The sequence below is a fragment of the Hydrogenophaga sp. genome (genome assembly GCF_018780075.1).
Lineage (GTDB): Bacteria > Pseudomonadota > Gammaproteobacteria > Burkholderiales > Burkholderiaceae_C > Hydrogenophaga.
Genome location: NZ_JADMKB010000101.1, coordinates 60,509 through 81,856, shown reverse-complemented (window position 1 = coordinate 81,856; position 21,348 = coordinate 60,509). Strand labels below are relative to the sequence as shown.

The following is a 21,348-nucleotide window of genomic DNA, read 5'->3' as shown; positions in this document are numbered from 1 at the left end:
AAAGCCGGCCCGGCGGTGCCCTTGGCAAAACACCGCAGCCTCCGTTCTTTGAGAAAGAAAACCATGTTGCAAATCAACTGTCCCTTCTGCGGCACGCGCGCCGAGATCGAATTCACCTGCGGTGGTGAGGGCGGCATCGTCCGTCCGCTGAACTCCGAGGCCATGAGCGACGCCGAGTGGGGCGACTACGTGTTCATGCGCAAAAACCCCAAAGGGCTGCAGCACGAACAGTGGCGCCACTCCAGCGGCTGCGGTCGCTGGTTCAACGCGCTGCGCCACACGGTGAGCTACCGGTTCGAGGCGACCTGGAAGATCGGTGAGCCGGTGCCCGCCGAGTTTGCCGCCGTCGTCAACGAAGGAGCCGCGGTATGACCACCCGTCTGTCCACCGGCGGTCGCATCGACCGCCGCCGCAGCCTCAACTTCAGCTTCAACGGCCGCGCCTACCAGGGCCTGGAAGGCGACACGCTCGCCTCGGCCTTGCTCGCCAACGGCGTGTCCATGGTGGCGCGCAGCTGGAAGTACCACCGCCCGCGCGGCATCCTGTCGGCCGGGGTCGAAGAGCCCAACGCGCTGGTGCAGCTGTTCGACGGCGCCCGCACCGTGCCCAATGCCCGCATGACCGAGGTGTCGCTGGTCGAGGGCCTGAACGCCCGCTCGATCCACGCCAAGCCCAGCATCGAGTTCGACACCGGCGCGGTCAACGGCTGGTTCTCGCGCCTGATCCCGGCCGGTTTCTATTACAAGACCTTCATGGCCTCGCAGGCGGCCTGGCACTTCTTCGAGAAGCACATCCGCGCGGCCAGCGGCCTGGGCCACTCGCCCAGCGAAGCCGACCCCGACCGCTACGAGAAGCGCTTCGCGCACTGCGACGTGCTGGTGGTCGGCGCCGGCATTGCCGGCCTGGCGGCCGCGCTGGCCGCGGGACGCTCCGGTGCCCGTGTGGTGCTGTGTGACGAGCAGGCCGAGGCAGGTGGCTGGCTGCTGTCCAGCGACGAGTCCGTCGATGGGCAGCCTGCCGTTCAGTGGGTTGCGAAGGCGCTGGCCGAACTGGCCGCGCTGCCCGACGTGACCGTGCTGCCTCGCACCACCGCCTTCGGTTACCAGGACCACGACCTCGTGACCCTGGTCGAGCGCCGCGCCGACCACCTGAGCGCCGAGCAGGCGCCGGTGTTCCGCGAGCGCCTGTGGCGCGTGCGGGCCAAGCAGGTGGTGATCGCCACCGGTGCGCACGAGCGTCCGCTGGTGTTCGGCAACAACGACCTGCCCGGCATCATGCTGGCCGGCGCGGTGTCCACCTATGTGCGGCGCTACGCCGTGCTGCCCGGGCGCAACGCCGTGGTCTTCACCAACAACGACGCCGGCTACGACGCGGCCCTGGCACTCAAGGCCGCCGGTGCCAGCGTGCAGGTGGTCGATGCGCGCTCGCAACCGTCGGGTTCGCTGAGCCAGCGGGCCAAGGCACAGGGCATTGCGGTGCTGGCCGGCCACGTCATCACTGAAGCCCGTGGCGGCCAACGCGTGAGCGCTGTGCTGGTGCAGGCCATCGACGGCCAGGACCGGCTCAGCGGCGCCGTGCGTGACATCGCTTGCGACCTGGTGGCGCTGTCGGGTGGTGTCAGCCCGGTGATCCACCTGCAGTGCCAGGCGGGCAGCAAGGCGGTGTGGAGCGACGCGCAAGCGGCCTTCCTGCCGGGCGCTCCGGCGCAGTCTGAAATGTCGGCCGGTGCCTGCGCCGGTCAGCTCACGCTCAAGGCCAGTGCCGACGATGGCGCGGCCGCAGGTGCCCAGGCGCTGAAGGCGCTGGGCCTGTCGGCCAACGCGACTGCTCCGGTCGTGGCGGCGCAGGACGCGGGCAGCATCCGCGCCCTCTGGCTGGTGCCACACGCCATGCCGGTGAGCCGCGCGCCCAAACAGTTCGTCGACCTGCAGAACGACGTCGCGGCCTCCGACATCCACCTCGCGGTGCGCGAGGGTTTCGAGTCGATCGAGCACGTCAAGCGCTACACGGCCATGGGCTTCGGCACCGACCAGGGCAAGACCGGCAACATCAACGGCATGGGCATCGTGGCCCAGGCGCTGGGCAAGTCCATTCCCCAGGTCGGCACCACCACCTTCCGCCCGAACTACACGCCGGTGACTTTTGGTGCGCTGGCCGGGCTGGAACTGGGCGACGCCTTCGATCCGATCCGCACCACCGCCATGCACGACTGGCACGTGAAGCAGGGCGCGCTGTTTGAAGACGTGGGGCAGTGGAAGCGCCCCTGGTACTACCCCCGCAAGGGAGAAGACCTGCACGCCGCCGTGGCCCGCGAAACCCTGGCCGTGCGCAACGGTGTGGGCACGCTGGACGGCTCCACGCTGGGCAAGATCGACATCCAGGGCCCGGACGCGAGCGTGCTGCTCAACTGGATCTACAGCAACGCCTGGTCCAAGCTGGAGATCGGCAAGTGCCGCTACGGCCTGATGCTCGATGAGAACGGCATGGTGTTCGACGACGGCGTGACCGTGCGCCTGGCCGAAAACCACTACCTGATGCACACCACCTCCGGCGGCGCGGCGCGCGTGCTGGCCTGGATGGAGCGCTGGCTGCAGACCGAGTGGCCGCACCTCAAGGTCTACCTGACCAGCGCCACCGACCACTGGTCCACCTCCATCGTGGCCGGCCCCAAGAGCCGCGCGGTGTTGCAGAAGATCTGCAGCGACGTGGACTTCGACGACACGGCCTTTCCCTTCATGTCGTACCGCGAAGGCACGGTGGCCGGTGTCAAGGCCCGCATCATGCGCATCAGCTTCTCGGGCGAGCGCTGCTACGAGGTCAACGCCGCGGCCGAAGACGGCCTGCGTGTGTGGGAAGCCATCCACGCCGCCGGTGCCGAGCACGGCATCACGCCCTACGGCACGGAGACCATGCACGTGCTGCGTGCCGAGAAGGGCTACATCATCATCGGCCAGGACACCGACGGTTCCGTCACCCCGATGGACCTCGGCATGGGCGGCCTGGTCACCAAGACCAAGGACTGCCTGGGCAAGCGTTCGCTCACCCGCGAAGACACGGCGCGCAGCAATCGCAAGCAACTCGTCGGCCTGCTGCCGGACGACCCCAGCCTCGTGCTGACCGAGGGCGCACAGATTCTCAACGAGGCACCCACCGGCCCCACCGCCCCCATGGTCGGGCACGTCACCTCCAGCTACATGAGCCCGACGCTGGGCCGGTCCATCGCCATGGCCTTGGTCAAGGGTGGACTGGGCCGCATGGGCGAGCGCGTCCACATCTCCCAGGTGGGCCCCAACGGCCCCGTCGTCCACACCGCCACCATCGCCAGCCCGGTCTTCTTCGATCCCAAAGCGGAGCGCCAAAATGCTTGATACCTCACAGCGCCCTGTGGCGCCCATGGACCGTGTGCCCACCACCCGTGCCTCGACCGGGCAGTCCTTGCTGGCCGGCTGGCGCCATGGACAGTCCGTGCTCAATCTTCGCGGCAACCCGGACGACACGGCCTTCCGCGACGGCGTGTCGCAGGCCCTCGGCCTGGACCTGCCCACGCAGGCCTGCACCACGGTCGCCAACGACACGCACCGGCTGGTCTGGGTCGGGCCGGACGACTGGTTCGTCATCGGGCCAAAGGGCCAGGCGGGCGCCATCGAAGCGGCGCTGCGCGAAGCCCTGGCGGGCCAGCACGTGGCGGTCACCGACGTCAGTGGCGGCTACACCGTGCTGCACCTGAGCGGCACCCCGGTGCGCGAGGTGCTCGCGCAGGGCTGCCCGCTGGACCTGCACCCGCGCGTGTTCGGCCCGGGGGCCAGCGCCGGCTCGGTGTTCTTCAAGGCCTCGGTCTGGCTGTGGCAGGCCGACGACGCACCGGTCTACGAGGTGCTGGTGCGCAGCAGCTTCCGGGGCTACGTCTGGCTGATGCTGGAACGCTGCACGCAGGAATGTGGCCTGGTGACGCGCCGCTTCACATGAACACGCGTTGGACGGTCCGGATCGAACGGCTGGAGACCCGCCTGCCGGTGGGGATCTATGCCGAAGAACGGGACCAGCAGCCGATCTGGATCAGCCTCACGGCCAGCGGGCTGGCGCCTGCCGCGCCAGACGCGCTGGACGGCTGCCTGGACTACGAACCCCTGTGGCGCTGGTTGACGCAGGTGTGGCCCAACACGCCTCACACCCCGCTGCTGGAGACCCGCATTAACCAGGTGATCGGCTACGTGTTCGGGCTCGACCCGCGCATCGACGAGGTCTGGGTCGGCCTGTACAAGCAGCGCGTGAGCCTGGGCGCGCTGGCGGTCGGCATGGAGCGCGCATCGACCCGGACCGAGTTCGAGGCCCTGCATTTGCAGGCGGCCGAGACGGATGCCCTTCTTCAATCCCTCACACAAGACCTTGAAACCTATGCAAGCCTCGCCCAATGAATCGTCCCGCTACGTGCTGACCCTGGCGGTGGCCAGCGCGCAGGGCCAGGTGGCGGCCATGGTGGCCCTGCTGGAGCGGCACGGTGCCTACATCGAAGAATTCGCGGTGTTTGACGACGCGTTGGTGTCGCGCTTCTATGTGCGCATCGTGTTCCGGCTGGAGGGGCTGAAGGCTTCCGGGATCAGCGCGCTGCGCGAGGCCTATGCCCAATTGATGGACGGCTTCGACGGCGCGGAAGGCGCCATCCACGACCTCAGCCGCCCGACACGGGTGCTGATCATGGTGTCCAAGGCCGACCACTGCCTGCGCGACCTGCTGGCGCAGTGGCGCCGCAGGGAACTGAACATGGACATCGTGGCCGTGGTGTCCAACCACGCCGACCTCGGGCCGCTGGCCATGGCCGAAGGCATCCCGTTCCACCACCTGCCCATCACGGCCGGCACCAAGCCGCAGCAGGAGGCGCAACTGCTCCAATGCATCGAGCAACACGAGGCCGAGCTGGTGGTGCTGGCGCGCTACATGCAGGTGCTGTCGGAAGACATGTGCGAGAAGCTGGCGGGCCGCGTCATCAACATCCACCATTCCTTCCTGCCCGGCTTCAAGGGCGCGCGCCCTTACGAACAGGCGCACGCGCGTGGCGTCAAGCTGATCGGCGCCACCGCCCACTTCGCCACCAGCGACCTGGACGAGGGGCCGATCATCGAACAGGCCCTGGAGCGCGTGGACCACGCCTTCAGCCCTGAGCAGTTGCTCAGCACGGGGCGCAACGTCGAGTGCCTGGCCCTGGGCCGCGCCTTGCGCTACGTGCTGGAGCACCGGGTGTTCATCAACGGGCTGCGCACGGTGGTGCTGAGATGAGCATGCCCATGGGCCAGGGACGGTTCACCTGGAGGGTGGCGGCAGCGCAGATCGGGTGCCATGCAATGACCGTTGCCAGAGACGGGGCAGGGTCTCTGGTGACCGCATGAGTTCCTGCAACGTGAACTCGGACCGTCCGGGCAAGAAAGAAGCCCCAAGGCGTTGATTCCTAAGGGCTTTTTTTCTTCCGGGACGTCTTGCAGCTTCCCGGAAATTTCACATGGTGGAGACGAGGAGGATCGAACTCCCGACCTTCGCATTGCGAACGCGACGCTCTCCCAGCTGAGCTACGTCCCCACGAACAGACGAGATGTTAGCAAAGGCACCCGGCTTGCGGTGCATTCTTTCAGCGGGGGTGGGCCTTGTCTTTGGGCGAGCGTTCCATCGTGAGCTCCACGCGGCGGTTGTGCACGCGGTCCACCGGGTTGTCGCGCGCGGCGAGCGGGCGGGTGTCGGCAAAGCCCGAGGCCTGCACGCGCTGCGGTGCGACGCCGCGCTCGATCAGGTAGCGCGCGACGCTGGCGGCGCGGGCGGTGGACAGCTCCCAGTTGGAGGGAAAGCGCTCGCTGCTGATCGGCATGCTGTCGGTGTGGCCTTCAACCACCAGGCGCAGGTCGGGGTCGGCGTTGAGCAGGGGAATCAGGCGGTCGAGCACGGGATGACCCGACCCGGTGAGCCCGGCAGCGCCGGAGTCGAACAGGATCTCGCTGCTGATGCGAAACCGCACCGCGTCGTCTTCCAGGGTCACCACGATGTCGTTGCCCAGCTGATCGAGCGGGAACCCGTTGATCGTCTGGGGGGGCGGTGGGGCGGGCGCCTCGGTGGCCGGCACCGTGACCGGCAGCGGCACGGGGGGCACGATGCTGGCGACGGCGGGCGCCGGTGCGGTGGCGGGGGCCTCCGGCGCGGCGGTGGCCTGCGCCGGTGCCGGGGCGGTGTCGGTCGGCTTCTTGCCGTCTTTGGGGCCGGACATGGCGAGCATCACGACCATGAGCACGAGGATCAGGGTGATCACGTCCAGGTAGGTGATCAACCAGCCGTCTTCTTCGGGCTCGGCGCGGGTGTCCACGTGCCAGCGGCGGTAGCGGCCGACGCTGGTGGAGACCCTGGGCGTGCGGGTGGGGGTCGGGACCGGGTGGATGGTGGCTGGCATGCTGTCAGCGGCGAGCGGTTTGGGTTTGTCCATCAAAAATCTCGTCATCGAACTGCGCGACAAAGGCCTTGAGGGTTTCGCGCATCAGCGCCGGGCTGCGGCCCACACACATCATCGAGATGCCTTCGAGCACCATGTTCATCAGCACCAGGCGCTGCTCGGTGCGGCGCTCCAGTTTGACCGCGATCGGCTTGAACACCAAGTTGGCGAGCAGCACGCCGTAGAAGGTGGTGACGAGGGCGATGGCGAGTTGCGAGCCGATGGCCGTCATGTCGCCGTCGCCCACGAGGTCCATCAGGTTGATCAGGCCGAGCAGGGTGCCCAGCATGCCGAAGGCCGGTGCGTAGCTGGCCATGACGCGAAAGAGCTGCGCCTCTGCGGTTTCGCGCTGGCGCAGGTGGGCGATGCGCCACTGCAGCAGGTCGATGATTTCTTCTTCGGGCGTGCGGTCGATCACCAGCTGCACGCCGGTGCGCAGGAAAGGGTTGGTCACCAGTGCCAGCGACTTTTCCACCGCCTGCAGGTCGCCCTGGATCCACAGCCGCGAGAGGCCCACCAGCTCCTCGATATCGTTCTTGGTGTCCAGGCGGTCTTCGCGCAGGACCTGGCCCACCAGGTGGAACACGCGCAGCACCTCGCGCAGCGGGTAGCTCAGGAAGGTGGCCGCGAGCGTGCCGCCGAGCACGATGGCGATGCTGGGAGCGTCGATGAAATTCCACGGGTTGTCGGAGGCAAACAGCAGGATGACGGCCATCAGCAAGACGCTGGCCACCATGCCAATGAGGGTGGAGGGGTTCACGCGGGGGGTCTCTTGGGAGTGGTGTGCATACCCCAAGGATTCTCGGCACACCCCCAAACGGGGTGCGCCGGAAAAGGAGGGCTTCTGCCCCCCAGTTCTCTATCGCATCCCGTTGCGGCTGGCCAGCTCCATGAACAGGGCCGAGTGGTCCAGATCGGCCAGGCCGTGGTCGGCGGCCTGTGCGAACAGCTGTTCGAACAGGGCGGTGATGGGTGCCTCGAAGCCGATCTCGCTGGCGGTGGTGAGCGCATTGCGCATGTCCTTGAGCTGCACGGCCACGGCCCCGCGCTTGGCGAAGTCGCGCTCGATCATGCGCTGGCCGTGCACCTGCAGGATGCGGCTGTCGGCGAAACCGCCGCTGATGGCCTGCTTGACCTTGCCCATGTCGGCACCGCCTTTTTCGCACAGCAGCAGGGCTTCGGCCACGGCGCCGATGGTGATGCCCACGATCATCTGGTTGGCGAGCTTGGCCAGCTGGCCCGCGCCGTGGGGCCCCACGTGGGTGGCGCGGCCGAGGTGCTCGAACACGGGCAGCGCGCGCTCGAAGTCGGCGGGTTTGCCGCCGGCCATGATGGCCAGCGTGCCGGCTTCGGCGCCCACCGTGCCGCCCGACACCGGGGCGTCCAGGTGGCTCACGCCGATGGCGGCGAGCCGGGCGGCGTGGTCGCGCGCCTGGCGCGGCTGGATGGACGACATGTCGATCACCAGCGTGCCCGGGCGCAGGCCGCCGGTCGTGCCCTGCTCGAACAGCACGCTCTCGACGATGCTGCCGTCCTCGAGCAGGCAGATCACGATGTCGGCCTGGGCCACGGCCTGAGCCGGGGTGTCGGACACCTCGGCGCCGAAGGGCTGCAGGCGCTCGGCTTTGGGGCGCGAGCGGTTCCAGGCAAAGACGCGGTGGCCGGCTTCGCACAGGCGGCGGGCCATCGGAAAACCCATCATGCCGATGCCGAGCACGGCGATGGAAAGCGGGGTGGATGCAGCGTGGGTCATGGGAAAAGTGTAGGCGCAGGGTGTGCGCGGGATCGGTGGAGAGGGATAAAAAATGCGGTTTCCGGGCGCTGCCCGGAAACCGCATGAAGTGGTTCAACGAACCACGGAGTGATGGGGTGCGGGGCCGGTGGGGTGGGTGTCCATGTGGGCGCCGAGGTAGGCGCTGGCCTGGCCGCTGTGCTCGCGCATCAGGGCCTCGGCGCGCTCGCCGTCGCCCTCGGCCACGGCCGCGGCGATGGCCTCGTGTTCGTCCCAGACCGGGCCGCGCAGCGTGTGGTGGCGCAGGGCTTCGCCCATGGCGCGGCGGATGTGGTGCCAGTGCAGCAGCGCGCTCTGCTCGATCAGCGGGTTGGCCGATCCCTGGTAGAGGGCGCGGTGGAAGGCGAGGTCGGCGTCGATCATGGCCTTGATGTCGCCCCGGCCCACCGCCTCGCGACCCCGCGTGATCAGGGCGGGGTCGATGCGGGTGCGGCGGGCGGCGGCCAGGCGCGCGGCCAGCACGTCGAGCGCGCCGCGCACCTCGTACACCTGCGCGATCCAGGCGGCGTCCAGCAGCGCGACCTGCAGACCGCGGCTGCGGCCGTTGGACGCGCCAGCCAGCGGCGCGTCGTGCACGAAACCGTCGCGCTTGAGCAGGCGCAGCGCCTGCATCACCGGCTGGCGCGACACCGCGAGGCGCTCGGCCAGCTCTTCCTGGGTGATCCGCTGCCCGGGCGCCAGCGAGCCCTCGCTGATGGCGTCGAGCAGGGCGCGGTAGACCTGATCGACCAGATCGGGCGCGGTTTCCAGTTGCAGGAGTTGGGCGGTCATGGGTCGTATTCTGTACTCCGAATACAGAATACATCAATTCGGACTCACTGGTGTGACAGGGTGTGTCACCGGGCTGCAGGACAATGCCGCTCCATGAACGACGCCCAACACACCGACCCCGCCTGGCTCGACAGCCAGTACAACAACCGCGCCCGCGTGCCCGAGCACGTCCAGCACTTCGAACGCTGGGCGGCCAGGTCGCGCCAGGCGAGGGCTGAGCTGGGTGGCCTGCTGGACGTGGCCTACGGTCATGAGCCAGGGGAGACGCTGGACATCTTCCCCCCGCGCCAGAAGGCCGGCGCGCCGCTGGCACCGGTGCTGGTGTTCATCCACGGGGGCTACTGGCGCAGCCTGGACAAGGCGGACCACAGCTTCCTGGCCCCCGCTTTTGTGAACAAGGGCGCTTGTGTCGTGGTGCCCAACTACGCGCTGTGCCCGGCGGTGACGATCCCCCAGATCACGCTGCAGATGGTCAAGGCGCTGGCCTGGGTGTACCGCCACATCGCGGTCCACGGCGGCGACCCGCGCCGCATCTCGGTGGTCGGCCACTCGGCCGGCGGACACCTCGCGGCCATGCTGCTGGCCTGCGAGTGGGACCGCTACGCGAGCGACCTGCCGCTCGATCTGGTGAACAACGCGCTGTCGATCTCAGGCCTGTTCGATCTGGAACCGATGCGCCACACGCCCAGCGTGCGCGACGCCCTGCGCCTCACGCCGGAGCAGGTGCGCATGGCCAGCCCGGCCTATCTGCCCCGTGTGCCGCAGGAGGACGAGCGGGGCGTGCTGCTGAGCGTGGTGGGCGGCGACGAGAGCAGCGAATTCCTGCGCCAGAACCACCTGATCCGCGAGACCTGGGGCGAGGCGCTGGTGCCCATCTGCGAAACCCTGCCAGGCCTCAACCACTTCAGTGTGCTCGACGCGCTGATCCAGCCACGCCACCGCCTGAATGGCCTGGCCATGCAACTCCTGAAGGCATAGGCCCATCCCCGAGCCGCCTGCGGCACGAGGGCGGGGCGTCACATGATGTTCGCGTTGTCCCCGCCCAGAATCACGTAGTTCACCTTGCGCACGTCCATCAGCTTGGTGCCGCCCGAGTAGCTGATGGAGCTCTGCACGTCCTGCTCCATCTCGATCAGTGTCTCGGCCAGCGGGCCCTTGATGGGTTCCAGGATGCGTTTGCCTTCGACGTGCTTGTACTCGCCCTTGTTGAAGTCACTCGCCGAGCCGTAGTACTCCTTGAACAGCTCGCCATCCACCTCGACCGTCTGGCCGGGCGACTCTTCGTGCCCCGCGAACAGCGAGCCGATCATCACCATGGTGGCGCCGAAGCGCACGCTCTTGGCGATGTCGCCGTGGCTGCGGATGCCGCCGTCGGCAATGATGGGTTTGGTCGCCACGCGGGCACACCACTTGAGCGCGCTGAGCTGCCAGCCGCCGGTGCCGAAACCGGTCTTGAGCTTGGTGATGCAGACCTTGCCAGGACCCACACCCACCTTGGTGGCGTCTGCGCCCCAGTTCTCCAGATCGATCACCGCCTCGGGCGTGGCCACGTTGCCGGCGATCACGAAGCTGCTCGGCAGCCGCGCCTTGATGTAGCCGATCATGTCGCGCACGCTGTCGGCGTGGCCGTGGGCGATGTCGATGGTGATGTACTCGGGCACCAGGCCCTCGGCCGCGAGCGTGTCCACCGTGGCGCGGTCCGGGGCTTTCACGCCCAGCGAGATCGAGGCGTACACACCGGCCGCGTGCATGTCGCGCACGAACTGGATGTTGTCCAGGTCGAAGCGGTGCATCACGTAGAAGTAGCCGCTCTGCGCCATCCAGAGGCAGATCTTCTGATCCACCACGGTCTTCATGTTGGCCGGCACCACCGGCAGGCGGAACGTGCGCCCACCCAGCGCCACGCTGGCGTCGCATTCCGAGCGGCTTTCCACGCGGCACTTGCGCGGCAGCAGCAGGATGTTGTCGTAGTCAAAAATTTCCATTTGAAACCAGGCTCCAGAAAACTGTTGTGGATGAACAGGGAGAGCGCTTGGCTTGGGTCCGGTCTTCTGTCGGGCGGAAATCCATCCGGCCAAAAAGAAACCGGGCGCAAGAATCTTGGGCCCGGTGATTGATTCTAGGCGCTTCGATGCGCGCGGCACAGGGCTGCGGTCGGGTGCCGGGTTTATAGCGGTCATACGCCGGCGCATATATACCCGGCGCAGCATCCCGGCTTCCTACAATCGACACCATGTTGTTTGAAGAATCCGTTGTCCCGTCCCCGCTGCTCGCGGGCCTCAATGCCGAACAGGGCGCCGCCGTCACGCTGCCCGCCGAACACGCGCTCATCCTCGCCGGCGCCGGCTCGGGCAAGACCCGTGTGCTCACCACCCGCATCGCCTGGCTGCTGCAGACCGGGCAGGTCACGCCCGGCGGCGTGCTGGCCGTGACCTTCACCAACAAGGCCGCGAAGGAAATGATGACGCGGCTCTCCAGCATGCTGCCCGTCAACGTGCGCGGCATGTGGATCGGCACCTTCCACGGCCTGTGCAACCGCTTCCTGCGCGCGCACCACAAGCTGGCGAACCTGCCGCAGACCTTCCAGATCCTCGACACGCAAGACCAGCTCTCGGCGGTCAAGCGCCTGTGCAAGCAGTTCAACGTGGACGACGAGCGTTATCCCCCCAAGCAGATCCAGTACTTCATCAGCGGCTGCAAGGAAGACGGCCAGCGCCCGGGCGACGTGGTCGCGCGCGACGAGGAGACGCGCAAGAAGGTGGAGCTGTACGCGCTGTACGAAGAGCAGTGTCAGCGCGAAGGCGTGGTGGATTTCGGCGAGCTGATGCTGCGCTCCTACGAAGTGCTGCGCGACAACGACCCGGTGCGCGAGCACTACCAGCGCCGCTTCAAGCACATCCTGATCGACGAGTTCCAGGACACCAACCGCCTGCAGTACGCGTGGATCAAGATGTTCAGCGCGCCGCCGCTCGAAGGGCTCACGCCTTCGGGCAATGCGGTGTTCGCCGTCGGCGACGACGACCAGAGCATCTACGCCTTTCGCGGTGCGCGCGTGGGCAACATGACCGACTTCGTGCGCGAGTTCCGGGTGCGGCACCAGATCAAGCTGGAGCAGAACTACCGCAGCGTCAGCAACATTCTCGACTCGGCCAACCAGCTCATCAGCCACAACAGCCACCGCCTGGGCAAGAACCTGCGCACCGACGCGGGCGCGGGTGAGCCCGTTCGCGTGTACGAGGCGGTGAGCGACTTCGCCGAAGCGCAGTGGATGGTGGACGAGATGAAGCAGCTCGCGCGCGAGGACATGCCCAAGAGCGAGATGGCCGTGCTCTACCGCAGCAACGCGCAGAGCCGGGTGGTCGAAACCGCGCTGTTCAACGCCGGCATGCCCTACCGCGTGTACGGTGGCCTGCGTTTCTTCGAGCGCGCCGAGATCAAACACGCGCTGGCCTATTTGCGCCTGCTGGAGAACGCCAACGACGACACGAGTTTTCTGCGCGTGGTGAACTTCCCGCCGCGCGGCATCGGCGCGCGCAGCATCGAGCAACTGCAGGACGTGGCGCGCACCAGCGGCTGTTCGCTGCACGACGCGGTGAGCGCGGTGACCGGCCGCGCGGGCGCGGCCATCGGCGGCTTCGTCGCCAAGCTCGATGTGCTGCGCGAGCGCTCGGTGGGCATGACCCTCTCCGAGATCATCGAGCTGGTGCTGGATCACAGTGGATTGATCGAGCACTACCGCGCTGAGCGGGAAGGGCAGGACCGGGTGGAGAACCTGGAAGAGCTGGTGAGTGCGGCGAAGAGCTTTGTCGGCATCGAGGGTTTTGGGCGTGATGCGGTGGCGCGCACGGCGGACGGGGTGGCGCTGACCCAGAGCCCGGCCAGCCAGGGGCTGGACCCGGCACTGCCCGTGGTGGACGAGCCGCTGGCGCCCGACGCCGACACCGGCGAAACCATGAGCCCGCTCGCGGCCTTCCTCACCCACGCCGCGCTCGAATCCGGCGACAACCAGGCCCAGGCCGGGCAGGACGCGGTGCAACTCATGACGGTGCACGCGGCCAAGGGGCTGGAGTTCGACTGCGTGTTCATCACCGGCATGGAAGAGGGCCTGTTCCCGCACGAGAACTCCATGAGCGACCGCGACGGGCTGGAGGAAGAACGGCGCCTGATGTACGTGGCGATCACGCGCGCGCGCAAGCGCCTGTACCTCAGCCACTCGCAGACGCGCATGCTGCACGGCCAGACGCGCTACAACATGAAGAGCCGCTTTTTTGAAGAGCTGCCCGAAGCCTGCCTGAAGTGGCTCACGCCGCAGCAAGCGGCCTGGAGCCCCAGTGCGGTGGGCGGCGGTTCGGGTGGCTGGCAGGGCAACCGGGGTGGCTACGGCGCGCGCGGTGCCGGCGCGCCCGCGGTGCTGCAGCCCGCCTGGTCGCCGGGCTGGGCCTCGGGCAGCGATCCCAAGGGCCTGGGCGGCAAGAGCAACCCCGAGCCCGACCGTGGCACCGACATCAAGGCCGGCATGAAGGTCTTCCACAACAAGTTCGGCGAAGGCAAGGTGCTGGCGCTCGAAGGCGCGGGCGCCGATGCGCGGGCGCAGGTCAGCTTCTCGCGCCACGGCGTGAAGTGGCTGGCGCTGTCGGTGGCCAAGCTCACGCCGGTGGACGACTGACGGCCCATGAAAAAAGCCACCGGCGCCGAAGCGCCGGTGGCTGAAAAAACTTGCGCAGACCCTGATTGCCGCGTTGGCTATCCGCGCAAGACCCGGAGAAAACGATCAGAAGTCGTGGCGCAGGCCCAGGGCGAACAGGCGGGTGTCGGCCGTCTTCACGCCCGAACCGTCTTTCACGTTGTGCGAGCGCAGGCCACCGTACAGCTTGGTGCGCTTGGACAGGGCGTAGGTTGCACCGACGCCGAAGCCCGACGATTTGCCCGCGGTGGAACCGCCGATTTCGGTTTTGCTGGTGGCGTAGCCGACGGACAGGTTGACGTTGCCCATGGGCACGTTGACGCCCACGGTCAGTTCGTTGTCGTCGCCCTTGGCGTCATCGCCCTTGCGCGTGTTGTAGCCCGCGGAGAGGCTCAACATGCCCAGGTCGTACGAACCGGCCAACAGCATGTAGTCGTTGTCCTTGCCTTTTTCCTGCTGCAGGCCCAAAGCCACGTTCAGCGGGCCGTTCTTGTAGCCGACCTTGGCACCGACCATGTTGGCGTCGACGGTGGCGTCTTCGTCCAGCGCGTATTCGATGCCGCCGTAGACACCGCCGATCGAGGGCAGGGCGTAGGTGATCTTGTTGTTGAAGCGGCTGCTGTAGTCGCCGCCCGAACCCCAGACGCCGTTGGAGGCGGGCGTGAAGGCCGAGTCGAACACGTTGCTACTGAAGGCCAGGCCACGCACGTCGTCATAGATGGTGGAGCTGCGGCCGAGCTTCACTTCACCGAAGCCACCCGAGAGGCTCACGGTGGACTCGCCCTTCCACATCGGCTCCTGCGCGGTGCCGTCGTCGGCGTTCAGGCGGTGCTCCAGCTTGAAGCCGGCCTTCAGGCCACCACCGAGGTCTTCGGTGCCGCGAAAGCCCAGGCGCGAGGTCGTCAGACCGCCGTCGCCGCCGTTGAACAGCTTGGTCTGGCTGCCCTTGTTGAGTTCCTTGAGGCTGCCGACCGACAGGTCGACGCGGCCGTACACGGTGACGGAGGATTGGGCCATGGTGGCGCCGGAAGCGGCGAGCACGGCCAGAGCGATCAGGCTCTTCTTCATGATGTTTCCTTGATGGATTGTTTGGAACGTGTGGGGCGGATGCCCACCTGATTGCATGGAACATTCAGGTGGCGCTATTTCACTGGATGAATGTGAAAATCAGACGACGGTGTGTCACTGACGCCACGAAACGCTGTATTCCACTTTTTGACGGTAATGCCATCAAGGCCGCCCGGCGTTGAGAAAGCGAGTCCAGCCTGCTCCGTCGTTGTCGTTCACGACCCAGAGCTCGCTTTTGAACACCACCATGCCCTCGGCCTTTTCCTGCAGGTAGTTGAAGTCCTTGCGCAGGTCCTTCACCAGGGTCTTCTGCAGCACAGCGCCCTCGACCATGTCGCCCGCGTTCACGCTGTAGATCCGCTTGACCTCGGCGTTGATCGCCTGGCCTTCGCCACCCCCCTTGTCGCGTTCGAGCAGCAGCAGTCGACCGTCGTCGGTGAGTTGTATTTCCGACAGGCCCATCCAGAACTGTTGGGGGTCTTTGCTGTGCTGTTCGAGCGGGTAGACCGCGGTGGTCCAGGTGTCGGTGGGCAGGTGCAGCTTGAGGATCGCCGCCTGCGGCCGTTTGACGTCGAAGCCCCGCTGCACGGCCATGTAGAGCGTCTGCCCGTCGGCGCTGGCGGTCACGCCCTCGTAGCCCGTGCCGGTCTTGGGGCTGGCGAACCGGGCCTGCACGCTGGCGGGCAGCTTCACGCGCTGCTGCACCACGCCGGCCGTGTTCACCTTGATCAGTTCGTTGCCTTCGACCGTCGCACCCTCCGAGGCGATCCAGAAACCGTCGGCCACTTTGGCGATGCCTTCGGGGTCCACCTTGAGCGCCTGGCCGTCGGCGGTGGTGAGCAGCGTGACCTGGTCGATCACCATGCGACCCTGGGACGCCGATGAAGGGTCGATGCGGAAGATGCGTGACTGGCCGAAGGCGTTGTCGGGCACGGCGTACAGGTGGGTGCCGTCGGTGGTGAGTCCCGACAGCGCGCCCCAGGGCATGCTGTGGTCCTTCGCCACCAGCTGCGGCTCGCGCGCGGCCGGCGCGCCCTGGGCGTGAAAGCGGTAGAGGTTGAGCGAACCGTCGCCCTCGTTGGCGGTGACCAGCAGTTGCTGGCCGTCGCGCCGTTTCGTCACCGTGGTCAGCCCCTCGGGCGACAGGCCGGTCGGCAGCAGCTGAACGAAACGTGGCTGCTTCGGTTCGTCGATGCGGTGCACCTCGATGAAGGCCCCCCGCTCCGAGCCCGCGAACAGGTACGGCTTGCCGCCGAACGTGCCCGCCGCCACACCCTCGATTTCCACGCCCTTGGCCGCCGAGCGGCCGTCGGGATAGTGGCCGTGCAGCAGCGCGTTCAGCTCGGTGCGCTCGCCGGTGTCATGGACCACCTCGCCGCGGATGTTCATCAAGGTGAACCCACGCCCGCCGGGCAGCACACCTTCTTTGTCCTTCTTGCCGTCGCCTTCGTTGGCAGTGGCGAAAACGCCCGGGGCCACCCAGGCCACGGCGTCCGCTTCGCGGCGGCCGATGAAGCTGTCCTTGAACATCACCTCCTTGTCCTTCTGCAGATCGGCGTTGCCGTTGCGGACCACGCTGCCGGTGGAGAACACGCGCTCCAGCCGCGCGCGCGCCGGGTGGCTCAGGTCAAGGATCGCGACCGCGTTGTTCTCCTGCAGCGACACCACCGCCTGGCGGCCTCGGGGGTCGATGGACACAAACTCCGGCTGCGGGTCGTTGGGGTACACCACACCGGCCGTGGCCTGCAATGCCGCCACCAGTTCGATGGACTGCACGCCGGTGCTGGCGCGGCCATAGAGGTCCTGCAGGCCCACCACGTCGATGCGGCCCGGGCGCTGGCCGTCGAGCGTGGCGTCGCCTTTGGCGTCGGTCTCTTCGTCTTCGATCGCCACCACGGCGCGCAGCGTCCGCCCCTGGCCCACCAAGGCCAGCGAATCGGGCCCCACGCCCACGGTGATGTCCTTGACGTGCTGCACCGAGCGGGGATTGCGGATGTCGTACACGCGCAGCAAGCCATGGCGCGCATTGGCCACGTCGTCACCCATGCGCACCGCCGTCACGGCGTAGCGGCCGTCCGGGCTGATGGCCACCGATGTGGGCTCGCCCACGCCCATGCGCCTCACGTCCACGCGCGGCAGCAGCACAGGCTGTTCAGGACGCGTGATGTCGATCAGCCCCAGCACCCCGGCGTCGGCGCTGGTGTAGACCAGCGTCATGCCGTCGGGCGTGGCGGCCACGATCTCGGCCACGCCGTCCACCGCCAGGTGATGGACCATGGCAAACGGGCCGGCCGGCGGGACGGGCGGTGCGGAATGGGCCAGCGACGTGAAAACAAGGCCAGCCGCGAGGGCTGCGGTCAATGAGCAGAGGCGAAGGGTGTGCATGTGAAAGGGGAGCCATTGGGGAACAACCACCCAGCTTACGGGGCGCATGTGTCACCCCCGTGAAGTCCCCGGTGCCGGCGCCTTGGCATGGCGCGAAAAAAACCCTGCCGGCGGGCGCGGGCAGGGTGGTGGGGCGCGCGGCGGGCGCGGCGCGGGGAGCGGCTTCAGCCCGCGGTGGCGACCGCTGCCTGGGTGGTATCAGCGCGGGCCTGGGCATTCTGGAGGTTCACTTGCATCGACAGGTCCAGCAGCACGGCCTTGCTGGTGTAGTACCGGTCGAGCCGCCATTCCGCCATGACGTCCATCGCCAGGTTGAAGTCGTCGTAGTCCAGGCTGTACAGGTCCGACAGCAGGAACGGGGCGTCGGATTCCAGTGCGAGCACCAGGCGCGACAGGATGTCGGCAGGCGGTTGGCCGGACTTGTTTTCGATCAGCTTGCGTGCTTTTTTCAGGGCTCTCATGGCTTCGGCTCTCACAAAGGTTGGTCAAGTGGGTGGCAGACGAAAGACTTCGTTACACCTTTGAAAGAAGCATACCGGCGAGGGTCACGGGTTTGATGACGAAACTGTGACGGTGGTGTGATAGCGCGGTGACGGTCGAGAGACAGCGCCGCATCAGCGGGGGCCGCGGCGCAGCCAGTCGCGCACCTGGCCCGCCACCCAGCGTGGGTCGTCCAGCGGCAGGTCGTGGCCCGCGGCCGGGTGCGTCACCAGCGGACAGTGCCAGGCCTCGGCGATGGCCCGCGAGCAGGCGCTGTCCACCAGCTGGTCGTGTTCGCTGGACAGCAGCAGCAGAGGCACGCCGGGTGCCTGCCGCAGGGCCCGGTAGCGGGCCGCGGCGATCAGCTGGCGCACGGCGTTGCTGGCACTCACCGGGCGGTGGCGGCGCACGGCCGCCCAGTCGGGGATCACCTCTTGCAGCTGATCCGGCTGGTTGCTGGTGAGCTGCAGCACCGTCTGTTCGATGGCTTCGGGTGAGCCCCGGCCGAGGGTCAGGCGCAGCAGGGCCGGGTAGTTGCCGGGCCGCAGCCGTTGGGGCAGGGGGCTGAACGGTCGCAGGCTGGTGTTGATCAGCACACAGCCGGCCAGTTCGTCGGGCGCCACGCGCGCCCACTCGGCCGCCACCATGGCGCCGAGCGACATGGCGAGCAGGTACACCGGTGTTTCGATGCCACGGCGGGCGCGTTCGTCGCGGCACGCGGCCACCATGCCGGCCACCGAGAGCGGGCTGGTCTGGCGGTGGTGCCCGCCATTGCCCGGCAGGTCCATCGTGTGGAGGCGGACCTGAGGCAGGGCCAGCTTGAATTCGGCGGTGAAGCGGCCCCAGTGCGTCGCTTCGCGCGTCAGGCCTCGGAGGAGGATCCAGGTGCTCATGGTGGGGTTCTCCCGGTCGCTCAATACCAGTCGGCCAGCGCGTCGGCGTGGCGCTGCGGGCGCTGCTCCGCGGTCGGCGTCCAGAGGGCGTGGCTGCCCGCGGCCCGCGAGAGGAAGTCCAGCAGCGCCTGGTGGCGGCGCAGCACGCGCTGCTGGCGGTGGTTGATCAGCGGGTTGAAGATGCCCTTGCGCGAGAACAGCTGGCGCGGGTTCTTCTTGATCCAGAGCCACGAGCCCATCTCCAGCGTCAGCGGCAGGAAGGTGGTCGCCGGGTGCTCCGCACAGGCCCGCTGGTAGAGGTGGTCCCAGAGGTCGCCGTGCGTCAGGTACTGCGCGCTCTGCGGTTCGATGATGTAGGGGTGCTGGCTGTGGGCCTGGACGAAGATGTCTTTCAGCGCGTGCAGCTCGGCCAGGTGGTGAATGGGTGCCCGGGTGTGGGCGAACGGAAACCACAGGCGGTCGCGGACGCCAAAGCCCGAGTGGCAGTCCAGCGCCAGGCTGAATGGGCGGCCCAGCAGCTCGCTGCGCACCACCTCGCACAAGGCCTCGGCCTCCACCTCCAGCGGGTCTCCGAGTCGCCCCCGGTACCACGGCAGGCCCGCGCTCAGGCGCTGCCCGCCCATCAGGTGAGGCACCTTCTCCAGCGAGTCCACGGGCGCGTTGCGCATCAGGTCCACCCCGCGCGGGTTGGCGCGGGTGGCGGCCCACATGCCGCCGGGGTTGACGATGGGCATGAACACCAGGCGCACGCGCTCAAGCTGGCGCTGCAGCGTGGTGTCCCAGCGCAGGCGGGTGACGATGTTCTGCAGAAAGGCGATGACCACCTCGGCCCCGATGCGCTCCAGCCCGTGCACGCCGCCGAAGTAGCCCACGGCGGGCAGGCCGGGGTCGGGATTGCCCAGGGTGATGGCGTGGATCGGGAACGAGGGCCCGTCCGGCACAGACACACGCCGGACCTCGCGGGCCTGCAGGTGGGCGCCGCCCTGTTCGATCAGCTGCTCCAGCGCCTGCAGCTCGGGGAGGGGTCGGTGGTGGGCGTTCATGGGGTGGTCGTCACGGCGTTGTCACAGGGGGCCACTAGGGTGTTGTACACCCCCCACTTTCCAAGGTACAGCATGTTGGTCCAGAGCCTGTTGCAGCGGCGCGAGAAGCGCCTGGCGCCCCACCGCTGGGTGCACCTCGGCGTGATGGCCTGCGGGTGGGCCACGGGCCTGGTGGAGTTCCTGGCCTTGCAGCGTTCGCGCCTGCAGCGGCCGCACCACCGGGTCTTTGATGTGAAGCGGCCATCGGGCAGGGCAGGGGGCTGACAGTGCCGGCGCTGCCCGCCCTGTGCCGGCAGCATATCGGACACAGACCCCGGTCATGTGACGACAATGTGAACAGCGTGTGACCCGGCGCCGGGGCCACGCCGATGCGACAGCGCCCGAAACTGCCACGCCATTGCCACACAGCGTTTTTAGGATGGAGCGGCACCGCCCCGCGCGGCGCACCGGCCTTCTCCCCCATCTTTCTTGAGGTACCTCATGCGACTCCCCCTCCTTGGTCTGATGTTGCTCGGGCTCGTCTGTGGCTCCGCCATGGCCGCCCCGGCAGGCGACAAACACGGCCGCCACACCGACCGGCCCTCCCATGTCCAGCTCGGACCGCGCCCTTTCTTTCTGGTCGACGACATGGCCGACAGCCCGCTCAAGAACCAGCTGAAACAGTGCGCACAGCGTGGTCAGTTCACCCCGCGCGACTGGTCCATCGGCCACCGTGGTGCGGCCCTGCAGTTCCCCGAGCACACGGTGGAGTCCTACACCGCGGCGGCGCGCATGGGTGCGGGCATCGTCGAGTGCGACGTGACCTTCACCAAGGACAAAGAGCTGGTCTGCCGCCACGCGCAGAACGACCTGCACACCACCACCAACATCCTGGTCACACCGCTGGCCGCCAAGTGCACCAAACCCTTCGTGCCCGCCACGCTGGACGCCACCGGCAAGGTGGTCACGCCGGCCACCGCCGAGTGCCGCACCAGCGACATCACGCTGGCCGAGTTCAAGACCCTGCGCGGCAAGATGGACGCCTCCAACAACGCCGCCCGCACCCCCGCCGAGTACCTGGGCGGCACGGCCAACTTCCGCACCGACCTGTACTCTGGCCCCAGCAGCGGCACGCTGATGACCCACGCCGAGAGCATCGAGCTCTTCAAGCGGCTGGGCGTGAAGATGACGCCCGAGCTGAAGAGCGCGAGCGTGACCATGCCCTTCGACGGCTTCACGCAGGATGCCTACGCGCAGAAGATGATCGACGAGTACAAGCGCGCCGGCGTACCGCCGCGCCACGTGTTCCCGCAGTCGTTCAACATCAACGACGTGGTGTACTGGGTGCGCAACGAAGCCGCGTTCGGCAAGCAGGCGGTCTACCTGGACGACGCCAACACCGTGGCCGACCTGCCCGGCTACAACGAGCTGGCGGGCTACAAGTCGATGGGCATCAACATCTGGGCGCCGCCGCTGTTTGCGCTCATGGCCACCGACGCCGCGGGCAAGATCGTGCCCTCGCAGGCCGCGCGCGACGCCAAGGCGGCCGGGCTGGGCCTCATCACCTGGTCGCTGGAGCGCGCCGGCATCCTGGCCGACGGCAACAACGGTTTCTACTACCAGACGGTGGACTCGGCGCTCACCAGCGAAGGCGAGATGCTGCGTGTGCTGGACGTGCTGGCCAAGGACGTGGGCGTGATGGGCGTGTTCTCCGACTGGCCCGCCACCACCACCTTCTACGCCAACTGCGCCGGACTGCGTTGAACAGGAGCACCCCCCGCGCCGCT

The 21,348-nt window shown here is 67.8% G+C and carries 19 protein-coding genes and 1 tRNA gene; 9 read left to right on the top strand and 11 right to left on the bottom strand.

The window, feature by feature from the left end:
• Positions 1–63: 63 nt before the first annotated feature.
• Genes IV088_RS16790 through IV088_RS16770 form a run of 5 tightly spaced genes read left to right on the top strand, consistent with a single transcriptional unit; the run spans position 64 to position 5,274 of the window.
• Entirely contained in the window at positions 64–372 is a 309-nt protein-coding gene (locus IV088_RS16790) for a sarcosine oxidase subunit delta (RefSeq protein WP_291104480.1), read from the top strand.
• On the top strand, positions 369–3,368 hold the full coding sequence (locus tag IV088_RS16785) for a sarcosine oxidase subunit alpha family protein (RefSeq protein WP_291104477.1): 3,000 nt from the start codon (positions 369–371) through the stop codon (positions 3,366–3,368). Before IV088_RS16790 ends, IV088_RS16785 begins: the two co-directional genes overlap by 4 nt.
• A complete protein-coding gene (locus tag IV088_RS16780; RefSeq protein WP_291104474.1) occupies positions 3,361–3,966 on the top strand; it encodes a sarcosine oxidase subunit gamma in 606 nt (201 codons plus the stop codon). Before IV088_RS16785 ends, IV088_RS16780 begins: the two co-directional genes overlap by 8 nt.
• Positions 3,963–4,415 carry a hypothetical protein gene (locus IV088_RS16775; protein ID WP_291104471.1) on the top strand — a complete coding sequence of 151 codons (453 nt, stop codon included), beginning with the start codon at positions 3,963–3,965 and terminating at the stop codon, positions 4,413–4,415. The genes IV088_RS16780 and IV088_RS16775 overlap by 4 nt, the downstream gene beginning before the upstream one ends.
• Positions 4,396–5,274, top strand: coding sequence for a formyltetrahydrofolate deformylase (locus tag IV088_RS16770; protein WP_291104577.1), 879 nt, complete (start codon positions 4,396–4,398; stop codon positions 5,272–5,274). Before IV088_RS16775 ends, IV088_RS16770 begins: the two co-directional genes overlap by 20 nt.
• A 221-nt stretch (positions 5,275–5,495) precedes the next feature.
• Here IV088_RS16770 and IV088_RS16765 read toward each other — a convergent pair.
• The 5 genes from IV088_RS16765 to IV088_RS16745 all read right to left on the bottom strand — a co-directional run bounded on the left by IV088_RS16765 (position 5,496) and on the right by IV088_RS16745 (position 9,029).
• Positions 5,496–5,571 (bottom strand) — tRNA-Ala (locus IV088_RS16765).
• Positions 5,572–5,620: 49 nt separating this feature from the next.
• Entirely contained in the window at positions 5,621–6,460 is an 840-nt protein-coding gene (locus IV088_RS16760; RefSeq protein ID WP_291104468.1) for a flagellar motor protein MotB, read from the bottom strand.
• Positions 6,432–7,226, bottom strand: a complete 795-nt coding sequence (locus IV088_RS16755) for a MotA/TolQ/ExbB proton channel family protein (RefSeq protein WP_291104465.1) — start codon at positions 7,224–7,226, stop codon at positions 6,432–6,434. The genes IV088_RS16760 and IV088_RS16755 overlap by 29 nt, the downstream gene beginning before the upstream one ends.
• Before the next feature lie 99 nt (positions 7,227–7,325).
• Complete coding sequence (locus IV088_RS16750) at positions 7,326–8,219, bottom strand: NAD(P)-dependent oxidoreductase (RefSeq protein ID WP_291104462.1); 894 nt, start codon at positions 8,217–8,219, stop codon at positions 7,326–7,328.
• Positions 8,220–8,312: 93 nt separating this feature from the next.
• On the bottom strand, positions 8,313–9,029 hold the full coding sequence (locus IV088_RS16745) for a GntR family transcriptional regulator (RefSeq protein WP_291104459.1): 717 nt from the start codon (positions 9,027–9,029) through the stop codon (positions 8,313–8,315).
• 93 nt (positions 9,030–9,122) lie between these two features.
• Here IV088_RS16745 and IV088_RS16740 point away from each other — a divergent pair, with 93 nt between their 5' ends.
• Positions 9,123–10,007 (top strand): alpha/beta hydrolase, encoded by an 885-nt coding sequence (locus IV088_RS16740; RefSeq protein ID WP_291104456.1) that lies wholly within the window; start codon positions 9,123–9,125, stop codon positions 10,005–10,007.
• 38 nt (positions 10,008–10,045) lie between these two features.
• On the opposite strand, the gene IV088_RS16735 is transcribed toward IV088_RS16740, so the two are convergent.
• Positions 10,046–11,014 (bottom strand): GMP reductase, encoded by a 969-nt coding sequence (locus IV088_RS16735; protein WP_291104453.1) that lies wholly within the window; start codon positions 11,012–11,014, stop codon positions 10,046–10,048.
• Between the two features lie 248 nt (positions 11,015–11,262).
• On the opposite strand from IV088_RS16735, the gene IV088_RS16730 reads away from it, so the two are divergent.
• Positions 11,263–13,695, top strand: a complete 2,433-nt coding sequence (locus tag IV088_RS16730; RefSeq protein ID WP_291104450.1) for a UvrD-helicase domain-containing protein — start codon at positions 11,263–11,265, stop codon at positions 13,693–13,695.
• 105 nt (positions 13,696–13,800) lie between these two features.
• On the opposite strand, the gene IV088_RS16725 is transcribed toward IV088_RS16730, so the two are convergent.
• From IV088_RS16725 to IV088_RS16705, 5 genes are all read right to left on the bottom strand, one after another.
• Positions 13,801–14,781 carry a porin gene (locus tag IV088_RS16725; protein WP_291104447.1) on the bottom strand — a complete coding sequence of 327 codons (981 nt, stop codon included), beginning with the start codon at positions 14,779–14,781 and terminating at the stop codon, positions 13,801–13,803.
• Between the two features lie 162 nt (positions 14,782–14,943).
• On the bottom strand, positions 14,944–17,166 hold the full coding sequence (locus IV088_RS16720; RefSeq protein ID WP_291104444.1) for an esterase-like activity of phytase family protein: 2,223 nt from the start codon (positions 17,164–17,166) through the stop codon (positions 14,944–14,946).
• Between the two features lie 164 nt (positions 17,167–17,330).
• Positions 17,331–17,627, bottom strand: coding sequence for a hypothetical protein (locus tag IV088_RS16715; protein ID WP_291104441.1), 297 nt, complete (start codon positions 17,625–17,627; stop codon positions 17,331–17,333).
• Between the two features lie 153 nt (positions 17,628–17,780).
• Positions 17,781–18,539 carry an alpha/beta hydrolase gene (locus tag IV088_RS16710; protein ID WP_291104438.1) on the bottom strand — a complete coding sequence of 253 codons (759 nt, stop codon included), beginning with the start codon at positions 18,537–18,539 and terminating at the stop codon, positions 17,781–17,783.
• A 20-nt stretch (positions 18,540–18,559) separates the two neighbouring features.
• Positions 18,560–19,582 (bottom strand): M14 family zinc carboxypeptidase, encoded by a 1,023-nt coding sequence (locus tag IV088_RS16705; RefSeq protein WP_291104431.1) that lies wholly within the window; start codon positions 19,580–19,582, stop codon positions 18,560–18,562.
• 72 nt (positions 19,583–19,654) lie between these two features.
• On the opposite strand from IV088_RS16705, the gene IV088_RS16700 reads away from it, so the two are divergent.
• Positions 19,655–19,846 (top strand): hypothetical protein, encoded by a 192-nt coding sequence (locus tag IV088_RS16700; protein WP_291104428.1) that lies wholly within the window; start codon positions 19,655–19,657, stop codon positions 19,844–19,846.
• 216 nt (positions 19,847–20,062) lie between these two features.
• Positions 20,063–21,325, top strand: coding sequence for a glycerophosphodiester phosphodiesterase family protein (locus IV088_RS16695; protein ID WP_291104425.1), 1,263 nt, complete (start codon positions 20,063–20,065; stop codon positions 21,323–21,325).
• Positions 21,326–21,348 lie beyond the last annotated feature (23 nt).